The following is a 14,531-nucleotide window of genomic DNA, read 5'->3' on the forward strand; positions in this document are numbered from 1 at the left end:
GCTCGCGGACCGCTACCGAGCAGGAGTCGTCCTGGCTTCCCTGATCCTCTGGCTCCGCGAACCAGCCAGATGATCATTTGTCAGACAGGCCCTAGGGTGATCCGCGTGGACAGCACCGTGATCGACCGCTTCGACACCGACCGCTTCGAGGCCGGACGGAACCGGCTGGCCTCGCTGGCGTACCGCCTGCTGGGCTCCGCCACCGACGCCGAGGACGCGGTGCAGGACGCGTTCCTGCGCTGGCAGGCCGCCGACCGGCAGCGGATCGAGGTGCCGGAGGCCTGGCTGACGAAGGTGGTCACCAACCTGTGCCTGGACCGGCTCCGCTCGGCCCGGGCCCGCCGCGAACGCAGCGTCGGCGCCTGGCTGCCCGAGCCGCTGCTCGACGGCGACCCGATGCTCGGCCCGGCGGACACCGTCGAGCAGCGCGAGTCGGTCTCCCTGGCGGTGCTGACCCTGATGGAGCGGCTGGCGCCCCTCGAACGGGCCGTCTACGTCCTGCGGGAGGCGTTCTCGTACGGCCACGCCGAGATCGCCGGACTCCTCGACATCTCCGAGTCCGCGAGCCAACAGCACCTGCACCGGGCCCGCACCCGGATCGCCGCCGCGCGCCCGCGCGGCGGCGAGGTCGACCCGGCCTCGGCCCGCCGGATCGTCGAGGAGTTCCTGGCCGCCGCCGCCTCCGGCCGCACCGACCGGCTGGTGGCCCTGCTCACCGACGACGCGACCGCGCTCTCGGACGGCGCCGGCCTGGCGAAGACGCTGCTGCGGTACGACACCCCGCAGCGCATCGCCACCGTCGTGCGGGCCGGCTTCAAGCCCACCGCCGCGAAGCACCGCCTGCTCGGCGGCGCGCCCGCCGTGCACTACGCGCTCGTCAACGGCTCCCCCGCGGTCGTCTTCGTGCTCGGCGACCAGGTCGTCGGCACCGTGGCCTTCGACCTCGCCGACGGCCGGATCGCGACCGTGCGCGGCATGGGCGCCGCCGCCCGGCTCGGCCGGCTCGGCGAGGCCTGGCGGCGGCACGAGCCGGACGCACCGCTGATCGACCGGTGGTGACACGACACCACCCGCGTCCGGACACGTCGAAGGCCCGCCGCCGGCCCGGGGCCTTCCCGGCGCACCAGTCCGCTTACACCGAGCGGCCCCTGCGGCCTGTCAGGCGGGCCCGGGCGGTCACTCGACCTGGTGAAAGCCCGGCGCCGACACGAACCCCGTCGTCCGCGGGATCGTTGGCGTCCCGGTGGCGCACCGCCCGGTCGCGCCCCCACGGCGGCGAGGAGGACGGAATGCGGGGCAGCGCGGTGCGGGCGGACTCGTGGTTGTCGGGTGTGAGCACCTTCGTCTGTACGGACGTGGAGAGTTACCTGGCGGCACACCCGGAGGACCGCTACCCGGACGTCCTGGTGGAGCGGCTGCGGCAGCTCGGAGTGTTCGGGGCGACCGTCCCCGTCGAGTACGGCGGATCGGACCGGCCCGCGGCGGAGGTGGCCCGGCTCGGTTACGAACTCGCCTTCGGCTGGCAGTCCCTGGCCGCACTGGTGGGCACCCACCTGAAGCTCTGCGGGCAGCTGCTGCGGCACGGCACCGAGCAGCAGCGGCAGGCCTGGCTGCCCCTGATGGCCCGCGGCGAGCGGGTGTTCGCGCGCGCCTACCACGAGCAGGGAGCCGGCGGCCCGGCCGCGCTCCGCAGCACGGCCGAACTCCACGGCGGAACCGGCCGGTTGAACGGACACAAGAGCTGGGTGACCAACGCCCGGCACGCGGACCGGATCGTCGCCGTCGTCCGCTCCGGCGACGCCGTCGTCGGGGTCGTCACCGACCCCCGGCGACCCGGAATCGAGATCGGGCCGGAGCTCCCCCGCCCCGGGATCCTGGGCGTCTCACTGGCCGAAGTCACCTACCGGGACTACGAGTTCGATCCGGATGCGGAAGTCATCGGCGGCCCCGGCCACGACCTCACGGACGCGCTGCGCGGCTACGACGTCACCAGCTACGTCGCCCGCGCGCTCGGCTCGGCCGACGCCGTCTACGCGAGCGCGCTGCGCTTCGTCCGGGAGTCGGCCCCCGGCCGCCCGCCCGGGGCCAGGGGGGCCGTCGGGCTGAGGATCGGCGAGCTGGCCACCCGGCGGGCGGCCATGCACGCGGTCTGGCGGTGCCTCACCCAGCCCGCGGAGGGCGACCACCCGCCGCTCGCCCCGGGCGCGGCGAAGGTCTTCGCCACCGCGACCCTGCAGGAGCTCGTCCGGGACGCCGCGGTGCTGTGCGGCGGAGCGGGCTACGCCGGCCCCCTCCCCGCCCTGGGCCGCCACTACCGGGACGCCCTGGCCCTGCCGATCATCGGCACCCCCAACGACACCCTGCTCTCCCTGATCGGCGAGCGGGAACTGGCCGGAGAGGACGCGTAGCACACCCGTGGAGCTCTACCGAGAGGACGGAAGCGTCGTCCGACGCTACGCCGGGCACCTGGACGGAATCGACCCCGACGTACTGCGCCGGGTCTCGCTGCGCGAAGGGGCCCGCATCGTGCGGCTGCCCTCGTACCGTCGGGTCGGCATCGACGTCCTGGACCTGTCCACGCTGTCCGCCACAGGCACCTTCAAGGACTGGGTCGCCTGCGTCGCCGTCGCGCGCGCGGTGCGGGCCGGCCACGCCGTCGCGGCGGCCCAGAGTTCCGGCAACACCGCGAACGCCCTCGCCACCTACGCCTCCCGCGCCGGCATCCGCCTGGTCGTGCTGCACCCGCCGGCCTCCCGGCGGCGGATCCACCCCCGGCTGGCCCGGCACCCCGGGGTGACCTTCGTCGAAGTGCTGGCACCGGAGCACGAGATCAAGGAGGCCCTGCGCTCCGCCACCCTGGCCACCGCCACCCCGGCCCTGCCGCTCCTCCGGGACCAGTACGAGGGCAACAAACTCCGTGCCCACCTCCTGCGGGACGCCGAGCGGGCGGTCGGCCACGGCTGGGACTGGCACGTGCAGGCACTGTCCAGCGCCTACGGGCCGCTGGGCTTCTACCGGGGACTGGCCGAGGCGTACCCCGCCGGGCACCCGGTGCCGCGCTTCCTCGGGGTGCAGCAGGAGGCGGTCACCCCGTACGTCGACGCGCTCACCGGCGCCGTCACGGCCCCGGGGGCGGAGATGCTCGAACCAACCCTGTTCCGCAGGGTCCTCACCCCCGAGCTGCTCGCCCAGGTGCGGGACGTCTGCCGCCGGAGCGACGGCACCGTGCGGTGCCTTCCCAACCAGGGCTACCTGAGCTGGGAGCCGCGGGCGATCGAGCTGCTGGCCGGGGCCGGCGTCGAGGTCACCCCCGGCCCGGAGGGGCAGCCGGTGGAACGGGCCGGCCTGTACTCGCTGGCCGGAACACTCCAGGCGGTCGACGACGGCACCATCCCGCCGGGTGACCGGGTGCTCGCCGTGTACACCGGAGGATCGGGCCCCGGCCCGGAGCCGTACGTCCCGCGGCACGTGGTGACCCAGGAGAGAGCCGCAGAGCTGCTCAAGGAACTCCTGACCCACCCGTCCTCGACCTGACGGAAAACAAGCCGCACGGGTCGCAGTCCACCAAGCCCCCCCGCTGGATGCCCTCATCGGACTGATCGTTATCGTCTGCTCCGGTGTCCAGGTGGGACACGGTTCCATCGACAATGGGGGCATCATGGCCGATCAGAAGCTCGACCTTCAGTCGCAGGCCAGACGGGCGGTTCTGCAGCTGGATCAGACCGAGCGACCCCGCCTCGTTCTCCTGGCGATCAGCGGGCCGAGCCAGTACCTCATGGGCGCCCTGTTCGGCGGACTGCTCGGCTTGCTCTTCGTCAAGTCCTATTTCATCAGCGTCACGGATCGCTCGGTCTTCGTTCACCGCGGCCCTCGGTTGAACCCCCATCCGCAGGAACTGGTCCACGTCATCCCGCTCAAGGACGCCGCCGGCCTGGTCAGCCGCGCCAAGCTCGGCCGCACCTGGAACGCGCTGTTCCTGAACCTCCCCGGCAAGACCGGGCCGACCCGGCTGAACGTCTCGTACCAGTCCCGTCCGGAGCTGGACGGCTTCCTGAAGAAGCTCGGCGCCGCCGAGCGCCCGTAGTCCTCGGACCGCCCACTCGTGTCCGGCCGGCGGTCCTTCTCCCGCGGGTGTTCGCGCGTCGCCCGGAACCTCGGGTCAGGACCACCCGGCCGCGAACGGGTGGCCGGTGGCGAGGTAGATCACGAACGGGACGGAGCCGTGCACGCAAGCGATGACCGGCGCGATCCGGCCGAGGTCCCGCTTGCCCGCGATCAACAGCAGGACGGCGGCCGGGCAGCAGACGGCGAAGGCGGGCGCCACGAAGACCACGTACGGGCCGGTGAGCAGCAGGGCACCGAACATCAGGCCAGAGACCGTCCAGCAGGCCCCGCGGAACCAGGGCCGCCGCCAGGCCGCCAGCGGAAGTACGGTCAGCGCGATCAGCGCGCAGGACAGCAGCCGCTCATCCGCGAAGCGAGAGGTCAGCGGTCCGGCCAGCAGCGGCAGCCAGGTGATGCCGGCCAGCAGCACGAGCAGACGAGCCCGCCTGCGAGCTCGACTCGGCCACGGTTGGGACGGTTCAGACAGCATCAGGCCCCCACGAACATCGTTTTGAACGCGTTCGAATGTACTCCCCCTCCTGCAACCTCGAAAGCCCGACCCCATGACCGGGACGCCACGGTGAACATCAAGGCCGACTTCCCGCGCCAGATCCGGGACTTGGCCGGACGACGGCCTGCCGCAGCCGTCGTGGTCAGCCGCCCGTGCCCTCGGCGCTGCCCAGGCGGTAGAGGGTCAGGTCACCGGCACGGGTCGTGCCCGCCAGCAGGATCGCGCCGTCCGGGCCGGTCGTACACCACGACCGGCCGATGTGCGGGAAGATGCCGAGCAGTTCGCCGGTGACCGCGTGCCGGCAACGCACGGCCTGCGTGTTGCCCGAGGTGATCAGGACGGGCTCTCCGGCCAGACGTAGCGCGGCCAGCTGCGGGAGTCGCACGCCGGTGTCGATGGGTTCGCCCACCGGTTCGCCGGTGTGCAGGTTCCACCGGCGGATTCGGCCTTCGAAATCGGCGCCCACGATGAGCGTCGCGCCGTCGGACAGGTCCACGGTCGCCAACCGGGGGACGCACAACGCCCCTTCGTCGAGCTGCAGGGCGGGGCCGAGCGGTTGCCCGGTGAGCGCGTCGATGCGTAGCACCTCGGCACTCCTCGTGCCGGCGACGATCGCCACCGTGCCGTCGCCAAGCGTGCAGCACCTCACCGCCATCATGCTCCGTCGCACTCCGCCGAAGGCCCTCCACTGCCGGCCGGACGGGTCGTCGATCAGCTCGCCGGTGAGGGCGTCCATGCGGAAGAGGTCGTTGTCACCGGCGCCGACGACGATGGCGCGGCCGTCCGGCAGCACGGCGGTGTCGACGTCCCAGAACGAGGGGTAGTCCGGGTCACAGCCGGGAAGTTGCTCGCCGGTCCGGGCATCCCAGCGCATCATGCCGGTCATTTCGGTGCCCGCAGCCAGCACGGGCACACCCTCGGCGCAGACGACGGCGAGGCCCTGCACCCCCTCGTACGTCCCTTCGGCCCGCCACAACCGCTCGCCAGTCTCCGGATCCCAGCGGTACACCCCATCCTGTCCTGCGGACACCATCAATACGTCACCATCAGCACTCGCACCGGCCAGCGCCGGGTAGCCGTACACCCCGCTGATGCGAACCAGCTCGGCCGCATCCTCGAACCCCGCCCACTGACCCACCTCGTGTCCCTTCTGCGACCGCGTCGTTCATCCGCAGGCCAACGTAGCCGTGCGCGGACGGGACCCCGTGGCGCGGCAGCCCCGAACGATACGGTCCGTGGGACCGGGTCTACGACCTCCCAGCGGCGCCAGACCTGCCTCGACCCGCGCGGTGGCGACCACGCTGCTGGACGGCCGCCCGGTCGTGGTCTCCTGCGACGACAAGGGCGGCGTCCGCCTCTGGGACCTGACCACGTGCCGCCCGGTCGGCGACCCCCTCGACGGCCACCCGGCCGGCGTCCTCGCGGTCGCGGCGGCGGTCGTGGACGGCCGCCCGCTCGCCGTCACCGGAGGCCTCGACCGGACCGCGCGCGTGTGGGACCTGACGACGGGCAAGCAGCTCGGCGAGCCCCTGACCGGCCATGCACGGGAGCTGACCGCGGTGGCGCTCACCAAGGTCGACGGCCGCCCCTGCATCGCCACCGGCAGCTGGGACCGGACCGTCCGGGTGTGGGACCTGGCGACCGGCCGACCGGTAGGCCGCCCGGTGCTCTTCCCCACCCCGATCCTGAAGCTGGCCGCCGACCCGACGGTCGCCTGGTCGTGGGCTTCGGGTACGAGATCGCAGTGTTGTCCAACCGCCACGGCACGGCTCAGTGCCAGGAGGACCGCAGTACCAGGATGTTGTGAAAGTGCTGGTCAAAGCCACTCGTTGATGGCTGCGCCCAGCACTGTCGTCTCGTAGGGCACGGCCGACTTGTCGTATCGCGTGGCCACCATGGACCGTATCGCTCGGGGAGGTCGCGCCACGGGGTGCCCGCCCGGGTCCGCCACCGTATCCCGTCGATCAGCTGCCGACGCGTCCACGTCCGCGGGCGGCCCGGCTTCTTGCCCACCGGTAGCAACGGCTCCAACCGCTCCCACTGGCCGTTCGTCAGATCGCCACGTCCCGCGAACCGATCATCTGCGACCTTGATCCACTTTCGCGACAGACCCTGATCTCGTTCTTTAACCTCGGGCTGACAGGCCCCCTGGTGATCGGCTAGGGTCCGGCCGTGGCGATCCCAGACCTCATACCGATCCAGCATGAGCCGGGCTACCGTACCGAGACGATCGGTCGATTCGACGGGGGCCTGTTCTTCGCCTGGATCACTGGCGGATTCCCACCCGGCTACAAGCACGGTCCCGACTGGGGTGACCACAAACGCTGGTATGCCGTCCTGCACCGCTTCGATCACGGCGGAAACCACGTCGATTCCGACATCTGGTGCCCGGGACCCGGGCCGGGCCATGGAGTGGATGAGCGGCTGGCTGAATGGCTGGATGCTCTGCCTGGCCGCGAGTACTGCGACATCGCCATCCGGCCCTTCCAACTCACAGTCGACGGGATCCTTTTCGGTCTGGTCCCCGAATGCCACGGTGAGTATCCCGACGGCGAGGAAGAAGACGACTGGGCTGAGTTCTACCCAGGCGGCTTGGGGTTCTCCCGACCCTGGGACGGTCACTACGACACCTGAACTCTGCCCGTAGTCACCTTGGGGTGATCATGTGCATTGCGAAGCCCCCATGATCACCCCAAGGCCGTGAGGACGATTTTGCTGGAGGACGCTGTGCGCGTCCGCTTCCGACGGGAAGCCGGCCTCCTTGCCGCCTGGCACCAGCGGCAGGCCGGAAATGCCCTGGGCCGGTCAGTCGCACCCGGTGAGCAGGGGAACTGCCCACGTCGATGTCATTCGGCTGCGCCGTGAATCGGACGATCCCGGGCGGCGCGAGCGCGAACCTGAAGTTCTCGGTCTGCCTGACCGTGCCGCAGTTCCCGGTGGCTTCAAGCGTCCACGGCCGCGGCAGGTCCGTTGCGGGGGTGCCGCCCGCGTATACCTTCTGCTGGCCGACCGGAGGGAGGGACGTCGATGCTGTGGTTCGGATCCGCGGAGGGTTGCTACAGGTCGGCGGGCCAGGCGTAGCTGCTCGGCACCGGGACGCCGGCGTTCTCCGCGGCCGTGCCGTAGACCAGGGCGATCTCGTCGTGCGCGTTCAGCATGATCGCGGCCGGGTCGCCGTCGACCGGACGGCCGTTGACGTACGCCCGCAGGGTGTGGGTCGCGTCGGTCTTCAGGCCGCCCAGGTGGTCGGCGGAGGCGGAGACCTGCCACTCGGTGAGGAACTGCCCGAGGCTGAAGTCCGCCTTCGCCGGCGACTCGACGTGGATGACGCCGCTGGTGTCGTGGGTGTGCAGCGGGCTGATCCGTCCGGCGTTCTCGTCGATGCCGATCAGCGCGGGCACCTCGACCGGCTTGCCGTCGGCCAGGACGTCCAGGTGGGCGTGGATGTGCAGCTCGGTGCCCTCCGCGCCGAGCATCGGGAGCCCGGCCGCGGCCACGGCGGCCGTCGCGTCGCCCGTCGCGGACCAGGGCGGCGGGGTGGTACGGCCCTCGGCCGTGATCCGCGGGTGCGCCGGAATCCCCGGCGCGGAACGGGGTGAGTTCTGGTCCGTGGCGATCACGGTGGCGACCCCGCCGATCACCGCCAGCAGCACGAGGCCGATCGCCCCGCGCACCAGCAGCCGCCGGCGCCGCTGCCGCCGAGCCTCCTCCGCCCGCAGCGCCGCCGCATGGGCCCGGCGGTCGTCCGGACCCGGTTTCCGCGCAGCCATCCTCGCGGCCTCCTCGCGAACGGCGGTGCCGTACGACGGCACCGCGCCATCAACCTGGTCCCGATCTCAGCCTGGCAGAGACGGCGCGAATCGGCTCACCGAGCGCCCCACGCCCCGCCGTGCATGACCCACGAAAACCTCGCGCGATCACCGGTGACCGCGACGCCGCCCTGCGGCACGGCGAGCTGCGCTCGCAGCGAACCGCCGACCCCGATCCGTCCACGCATGGCCTGCGCATCCTGCTACTTCTGCACCCCGAAGGGATCGGGCAAGGCCCAGCTACTGGAGGCAGAGGAGAGCCTCTGGTGAGTGCTGGGCTCCATCCCCCTACCAGAACTCCCCGTAATGCCCCCAAGGACGCTGGAAGGCAGGAGCCGGCCCTCCGCGTCCGCTCCGTCATTCAGCGGGCACGGGCGGGGTGAGCTTCCGGGTGTAGGTTCCCTTGAGCACGTGGGCTTCGTACGACTGCTCGGGGAATTTCCAGCCCACATCGGCCAGGAAGGTACGGACGGTGGTGCGGAATGCGACCGCCTCGACCGGCGCGGCTGCCAGGTCCTCACCGGGAACCACGGACAGAGGCAGGAGCACACTGAAGAGAGTCGCGCCGGCGTCGATAGACCGCTCCACGGTCACGGTGAGTGCGGTTACTCCCGGAGGAGACAGCTCTGACCGCCCGACCTCGCTGGAGGAGTAGTCCACTGGCCCCTTGCCCAGGTCGATCGTGAGCCGGGGAGCAATCAGGAACAACGGGTCGATGCCGGGGCCGGGGACCCGCGACGTAGAGGTGTAACGGACGGTGATGTCCTCATTGCCCAGCTCGTACGTTTCATAAATGAGCGACATGATCATCCTCTCGGAGGGTGAGCCAATCCGAGCGGTGACGGCGCGTGATTCACTACGGCGATAGTCAGGGAACCGTCGAGCGCGCTGCAACAGCGGCCTCCGGGCGCCGACGCCGAGTTGGCGGCGCAGACCCCTGGGAAGGGCCGATGTTCCCGCGAAGCGGACGATTCATGGCGCCGCCTGCTGATGGCCACTGGGGATGAAAGCTCCGCGTCGTCCGGCGCGGCCCGAATTGACGCTCTGTAACTCTCGTGCTATGGGCCTCTTACGGCCATTTTGCTCCGGGAAGGGCGCTCTCGCATCTGGCGGGCTCCGCCCCTGAGCTGGTTGTCCAGATCTCGTTGTTTCAGTAGCTCACCTCCCCACCTGTCTCCGTTGGAGGTCAACTGGGCCCGTTCGGACAAGACCAGCTCGGCGACCGGGAGAAGACCCTCCCCAGGCAGCCCAAGAGGACCGTGGTCACCGAGCCCCGACCTCAACCGCTACATTCTTAACCGGGTTGCATTTTTAACCCAGTAACGCTTTCATGGATGGCATGAACCAGAGAGACACTCCTCCCGTACTCGTCACCGGCGCGACGGGCCGGGTCGGCCGCGTCGTCATCGACCAGCTCCTCGACGCGGGTGTGCCGGTCCGCGCCCTCACCCGCCGCCCCGGGGCGGCGGCGACGCTGCCGGCGGAGGTCGAAGTCTTCACCGGCGACCTCACCGTGCCCGAGTCGCTCGATCCGGCACTGACCGGCGCCGGTGCGGTCTTCCTCGTCTGGACCGCCCCGCCCCGGACCGCCGCGGCCGTCGTCGAGCGGCTGGCCGCCCACGTGCGGCGGGTCGTCTTCCTCTCCTCCCCCCATCGGACGCCGCACCCCTTCTTCCAGCAGCCCAATCCCATGGCGGCGCTGCACGCGGAGATCGAGCGGCTCATCGCGGCCACCGGAGTCGAGTCGACGATCATCCGGCCGGGGATGTTCGCGTCGAACGCGCTGGCCTGGTGGGCGCCCGCGATCCGGGCCGGTGAGGTCGTCCGGTGGCCCTACGGCGCCGCCGAGTCGGCACCGGTCGACGACCGCGACATCGCCGCCGTCGCGGCGCGGACGCTCCACCAGGACGGACACGTCGGGGCCGACTACGTCCTCACCGGCCCCGAATCACTGACCCACGCCGCACAGGTGCACGCCATCGGTGACGCCCTGGGGCGCCGGATCGCGTTCGAGGAGCTGACGCCGGACGAGTTCCGAAACCTGTGGCAGGGCACGGCGCCCGGTCCGGTCGTCGACATGCTGCTCGCCGCGTGGAGCGCGGCGGTCGGACAGCCCGCGTACGTCACCACCACGGTGGCCGACGTCCTCGGGACGGCACCGCGCACGTTCCGCCAGTGGGCCGCCGACCACGCCACCGCGTTCACCGGCGGTTCGTGACCTCGTCGACCGGGGCCCGCGGTTCAGCTCGGGCCCGGCCGCCGGCCGTCCACGCCCACCACCACCCAGTGGGCCGGCAGTTCGATCCGGGTGCCGTCCGGAGTGAACTCCGTGGTGATCAGGGGCATTTCGCCCGAGGCGAGGATGTCGAGACCGGCCGTGCGGAGGATGTCGGTGAAGGCCGTGTCGGCGACCTCCGCCGGGGCGAGGCCGTGGGTGAGGACCGGGCGCAGCTTCGGGGGCGGCCCGGCGGGGCTCTGCGCGAGCCGCGCCAGCACGCCCTTGGCCGCCTCCGCCAACTCGACGACGAAGCCCCGACCGCGCCCGCCGAGCAGCACGGCAATGGCGTCCGCGACCGGGCCACGGTCGGCCGGCTCGCTCTGGTGGATCACGCCGCGCACGTACACGTTGGCGTCGCCCAGCCGGTGGCGCAGGTCCCGGACGGCTGCGGGGTCGGTGGCGTCCAGCTGGGCGAACTCGGTCCGCCGCGCCCCGCCGCCGCGCCGGGCCCGGTCGACGGCCGCGGCGGACAGGTCGACCCCGAGGACGTTCGGGAAGCGCTCGGCGAGGAAGCGGGTCTGGGTGCCGTTCCCGCAGCCGAGGTCGACGAGGGGAAACCGATCGTCCGCCAGGTACGGCCCGAACAGCGCGAGATGGCGTTCCGCCGTGAGCGCCGGCTCCGCGTCCCAGATCACCGAGCCGGGCTCCTCGGGAGCATCCCGCCAGAAACCCTCCCAGGCATCCTTGTACCGACTCGTCACGCTCATGCTCCGGACCTCCAGGTGTCACGCACAGTGTCGGGATCGTGCCTATCGGTCCCGCCGACGCGTGGCAAGCATCCGGGGCCCGACCTGCCGTACGGCGGCGGGCTGGGAAGCTCTCCACCGACCCGGGTTTGTTCGGACCGGGGACGCGATCGTCTGGACGTTGTCTTGGGCGGCCTGGGCAGCGCGCCGCCGGGTGGCGTCGCACGCGGCGCCACCCGGCTGCGCGCGGGTTGGTGGTCGGTCGGCGCGTCAGGCCCGGCGGGCGTCGGCGATCTGGGCGGGGGTGGTGCCGAGCCACCAGGTCGGGTTGGCGGTGCCGTCGGTGGTGCGGCCGTCTGCGTGGACGTAGTGGCGCACGTCGCGGCCGGGCTCGGCGAACTCGCCGTTCAGGGCGCGCTCGACCCACTCGGCGCCGAAGCGGAAGACCTCGGCGGCGGTGCCGCCCAGCGGGTGGAACTCGTTCTCGTAGACGCGCATCTCCTTGGGCGCGCGGATCCGCTCGTAGTTGGCCAGGGCCTGCTCCAGGACGGTGAGTTCGTCGAACTCGCCGATGCCGTACACGACCGGGCAGGTGATCTGCCCGACCAGGTCGCCGAGCGGCATCCGGGCGACGAGCTCGGTGTCGAAGGCGTCCTCGTCGGTGTAGCCGGCCATGAACATGTAGTTGTTCTTGAAGGTCGGCTGGGCCCGCTCGAAGATGGTGGTGAAGTCGCCGGTGACGGCCTCGAAAGCGGCCAGGGCCGCGAGGCGGGGGTCGGTGGCGGCGGCGCGGGAGCCCCAGTAGCCGCTCATGGAGATGCCGAACATGCCGATCCGGGCCGGGTCGACCTCGGGCAGCGAGGCCAGATGGTCGATGTAGCGGCTGATCGCGCGCTCGTAGTTGGTCAGGTCGACGGTCAATCCGTTGGCCCGGCTCTCGCCCTGGCCGGGGCCCTCGATGGACAGGGCCACGATGCCGCGTGAGGTGTAGTACCGCTCGGCCGCGTAGATGTAGTCCTCCTTGATCATGTCCATCCCCGGGCCGAGGATGACCGCCGGGGCGTTCTCGACCTTCCCCGCGGGCAGGTGCAGCAGGGCGAAGATCTGCTTGCCCTCGAAGTCGAGGACGACCCTGCGCACCCGGCTCTCGCGCAGCGCGCCCAGGCGCTCGACGCAGTGGTTGGCGTGCTCGCGGAAGGCGAGCTTGCGCGGGTCGGCGGCGTCGAAGATCGAGTACTGGGCGCGACCCCACATCACGGCGGCCCGCACGTACAGGTCGGCGGCGGTCTGCGCGTAGCCGTTCTTCTCGTGGTGGGCGGCGCGCTCCTCGGCCTGGCCGGCGATGGTGGCCCACGCCTTGGGCAGCATCACGCCGCTCTGCACCAGGTCGAAGACCTTGTCGAAGTCGGTGTGGTCGTGGCCGAGCTGCTCCAGAGTGCCCTTGGCCTGGGGGTGCAGGGCGTCGAAGCCGCCCTGGGCGAGGGCGATGTCCAGGGCCCAGCTCTGGCCGGTGGAACGAACAGTCATGACAGGTGTCCTCTCGATTCGGGGTACCGGTGGCCACTGCGCCCGGCGCAGTGCCTAAGTACTTATCTATTAAGTACTTAGGCTAGAATTCCTGTCAACCCGCCCCCACTGCACGCCAGGGAGATCGCCTCATGCCGGACCAGCAGCCCGCCCCCGCCCGCGGCCAAGCCCTCGACCAGCTCGCCCGCGCCGCCTACAGCCTCAGCGCCGCCGACTCCCGCCTACGCGGACGCGCCACCCGCACCCCGGGCGCCCTCTCCCTCACCCACGCCCGCGCTCTGCGTGCACTCGCCGACACCGGGCCGCTAACGATCAGTCAACTCGCCGCCGCCGCCGAGACCACCAGCGCAGCCACCACCCAACTGGTCAACGGTCTCGCGGCCGCCGGCTACGTCACCCGCGAACGCCCCGAGGGCGACAAGCGATCGGTGCTCGTCGCCCTCACCGACACCGGCCGAGAGCGCCACGCCGAGCGCCAGGCCGCCCTCGCGCAGGCGCTGGAGACCGCCCTCGCACATCACGACACCCAAGCCCTGGAAGCGACGACCGACGTCCTGCGCCACCTCGCCACCATCTACGACCAGCTCTGAAAGCTGCGCGGCGAGATCCGAAAGGTCCGAAGGACACGCCCTGCGGCCCGCTTCAGAAGTGGATCAAGGTCATCCGGTGATCACATTTCATGGCCCGGGAAGATCTGACACAGGCCAGGCGGGCCGTGCTGGAACCGCTGCTGCCGCAGGGCATCTCGAACCGCGTCCACCTGCGCAGACACGGTCTCGGTTGCACGGTCCCGGAGAAGCGCGACCAGTTCGTCGCGCGACGCAGCCGTTCACCAGGTGGCGCGCCGCGCCTCGCCTACGCCTGCCGCCGCTCCCACTGCTCCTTCGTGATCTCGTACCGCACACCCCCGTGCTCGGAACCCTCGACCGTCATCATGTGGTCCGGCGTGGGGATGCTCTCCGCGAGCGTCATCCCGAGCTTCTCCATGACGTTGCGCGAAGGGCGGTTCACGGTCATCGTCTCGGCCCAGACCATGCGGATCCCGAGCTCGGTGAATCCCTTCGCCAGCAGCGCCCGCGAGACCTCCGTGGCGTAGCCCCGGCCCCAGGCCGCCTGGCGCAGGCGGTAGCCGAGTTCGGCCTCCTCACGCGGGCCGCTGCGGAGCGGACGCAGGCAGAACCAGCCGACGAACGCGCCGCCGTCCTTCTCGTACGCGGCGAACAGGCCGAGGTCGTGATCCCAGCGCTCGTAGCCGGCGAGGATGCTGGGGATGGCGAGGTCTCGGACCTCCTCCGGCGGAGTCGGAGCGCCGCCGGTCAGGTAGCGCATCACCGCCGGGTCGCTGTCCAGCTCGATCAGCAGGTCCGCGTCGGCGGCGGCGAAGGGGCGCAGGGTCAGGCGCTCGGAGTCGAGGTAGGTGGTCACGTGAGGATCATGGACGAGGCGGGTCTGACGGTCCAGGCGTTTTCTGACCGCCTCTGTCACGCGGTGGGGTGATGGAGGAGCAGCATCGCACGGCCGCCTTCACCTGATTCTGCCGAGGAAGCCCGGGGCTTCAGCCCTGGGAGGAATCGGCTCCTTGGATCGGAGCCGCGAAGCGGCGGAGTTCTCTTCCA

General features: G+C 71.3%; 15 protein-coding genes and 1 pseudogene. 8 read left to right on the top strand and 8 right to left on the bottom strand.

All coding sequences use genetic code 11. From position 1 onward, the window contains the following. Positions 1–105: 105 nt before the first annotated feature. The 4 genes from ACPC54_RS41310 (at position 106) to ACPC54_RS41325 (ending at position 4,084) form a co-directional block, all read left to right on the top strand. Positions 106–1,059 (top strand): sigma-70 family RNA polymerase sigma factor, encoded by a 954-nt coding sequence (locus tag ACPC54_RS41310; RefSeq protein WP_498972805.1) that lies wholly within the window; start codon positions 106–108, stop codon positions 1,057–1,059. A gap of 272 nt (positions 1,060–1,331) precedes the next feature. After that, entirely contained in the window at positions 1,332–2,408 is a 1,077-nt protein-coding gene (locus ACPC54_RS41315) for an acyl-CoA dehydrogenase family protein (protein WP_498972807.1), read from the top strand. Between the two features lie 7 nt (positions 2,409–2,415). Beyond that, a complete protein-coding gene (locus ACPC54_RS41320) occupies positions 2,416–3,534 on the top strand; it encodes a pyridoxal-phosphate dependent enzyme (protein WP_498972809.1) in 1,119 nt (372 codons plus the stop codon). Between the two features lie 124 nt (positions 3,535–3,658). After that, the gene (locus ACPC54_RS41325) at positions 3,659–4,084 is read left to right on the top strand and encodes a hypothetical protein (RefSeq protein ID WP_498972811.1); all 426 of its coding nucleotides are present in this window, start codon (positions 3,659–3,661) and stop codon (positions 4,082–4,084) included. 75 nt (positions 4,085–4,159) lie between these two features. Here ACPC54_RS41325 and ACPC54_RS41330 read toward each other — a convergent pair whose 3' ends face one another. Further along, a complete protein-coding gene (locus ACPC54_RS41330; protein ID WP_498972813.1) occupies positions 4,160–4,534 on the bottom strand; it encodes a hypothetical protein in 375 nt (124 codons plus the stop codon). Between the two features lie 223 nt (positions 4,535–4,757). Next, positions 4,758–5,753 (bottom strand): WD40 repeat domain-containing protein, encoded by a 996-nt coding sequence (locus ACPC54_RS41335; RefSeq protein WP_498972815.1) that lies wholly within the window; start codon positions 5,751–5,753, stop codon positions 4,758–4,760. Positions 5,754–5,904: 151 nt separating this feature from the next. On the opposite strand from ACPC54_RS41335, the gene ACPC54_RS41340 reads away from it, so the two are divergent. Further along, the gene (locus ACPC54_RS41340) at positions 5,905–6,477 is read left to right on the top strand and encodes a WD40 repeat domain-containing protein (protein ID WP_498972817.1); all 573 of its coding nucleotides are present in this window, start codon (positions 5,905–5,907) and stop codon (positions 6,475–6,477) included. Between the two features lie 31 nt (positions 6,478–6,508). Here ACPC54_RS41340 and ACPC54_RS41345 read toward each other — a convergent pair. Further along, a pseudogene (locus tag ACPC54_RS41345) lies at positions 6,509–6,709 on the bottom strand (transposase); the annotation flags it as partial. 78 nt (positions 6,710–6,787) lie between these two features. Here ACPC54_RS41345 and ACPC54_RS41350 point away from each other — a divergent pair. Further along, the gene (locus ACPC54_RS41350) at positions 6,788–7,249 is read left to right on the top strand and encodes a hypothetical protein (protein WP_498972819.1); all 462 of its coding nucleotides are present in this window, start codon (positions 6,788–6,790) and stop codon (positions 7,247–7,249) included. 422 nt (positions 7,250–7,671) lie between these two features. On the opposite strand, the gene ACPC54_RS41355 is transcribed toward ACPC54_RS41350, so the two are convergent. Further along, a complete protein-coding gene (locus ACPC54_RS41355; protein ID WP_498972821.1) occupies positions 7,672–8,385 on the bottom strand; it encodes a hypothetical protein in 714 nt (237 codons plus the stop codon). Positions 8,386–8,781: 396 nt separating this feature from the next. Then, the gene (locus tag ACPC54_RS41360; protein WP_498972823.1) at positions 8,782–9,234 is read right to left on the bottom strand and encodes a hypothetical protein; all 453 of its coding nucleotides are present in this window, start codon (positions 9,232–9,234) and stop codon (positions 8,782–8,784) included. 529 nt (positions 9,235–9,763) lie between these two features. On the opposite strand from ACPC54_RS41360, the gene ACPC54_RS41365 reads away from it, so the two are divergent. After that, the gene (locus tag ACPC54_RS41365) at positions 9,764–10,642 is read left to right on the top strand and encodes an NAD(P)H-binding protein (RefSeq protein ID WP_498972824.1); all 879 of its coding nucleotides are present in this window, start codon (positions 9,764–9,766) and stop codon (positions 10,640–10,642) included. A gap of 23 nt (positions 10,643–10,665) precedes the next feature. Here the strand turns inward: ACPC54_RS41365 and ACPC54_RS41370 are convergent, their stop codons facing one another. Both ACPC54_RS41370 and ACPC54_RS41375 read right to left on the bottom strand, forming a co-directional pair. Then, positions 10,666–11,409 carry a methyltransferase domain-containing protein gene (locus ACPC54_RS41370; protein ID WP_498972826.1) on the bottom strand — a complete coding sequence of 248 codons (744 nt, stop codon included), beginning with the start codon at positions 11,407–11,409 and terminating at the stop codon, positions 10,666–10,668. 249 nt (positions 11,410–11,658) lie between these two features. Then, positions 11,659–12,915, bottom strand: a complete 1,257-nt coding sequence (locus tag ACPC54_RS41375; RefSeq protein ID WP_498972828.1) for an alpha/beta hydrolase — start codon at positions 12,913–12,915, stop codon at positions 11,659–11,661. Between the two features lie 131 nt (positions 12,916–13,046). Between ACPC54_RS41375 and ACPC54_RS41380 the strand changes: the two genes are divergently transcribed. After that, the gene (locus ACPC54_RS41380; RefSeq protein ID WP_498972830.1) at positions 13,047–13,505 is read left to right on the top strand and encodes a MarR family winged helix-turn-helix transcriptional regulator; all 459 of its coding nucleotides are present in this window, start codon (positions 13,047–13,049) and stop codon (positions 13,503–13,505) included. Between the two features lie 265 nt (positions 13,506–13,770). On the opposite strand, the gene ACPC54_RS41385 is transcribed toward ACPC54_RS41380, so the two are convergent. After that, the gene (locus ACPC54_RS41385; protein WP_498972832.1) at positions 13,771–14,340 is read right to left on the bottom strand and encodes a GNAT family N-acetyltransferase; all 570 of its coding nucleotides are present in this window, start codon (positions 14,338–14,340) and stop codon (positions 13,771–13,773) included. Positions 14,341–14,531: the final 191 nt, after the last annotated feature.

Source organism: Kitasatospora sp. NPDC094028 (genome assembly GCF_049543595.1).
In the GTDB taxonomy this organism is placed as follows: Bacteria; Actinomycetota; Actinomycetes; order Streptomycetales; family Streptomycetaceae; genus Kitasatospora.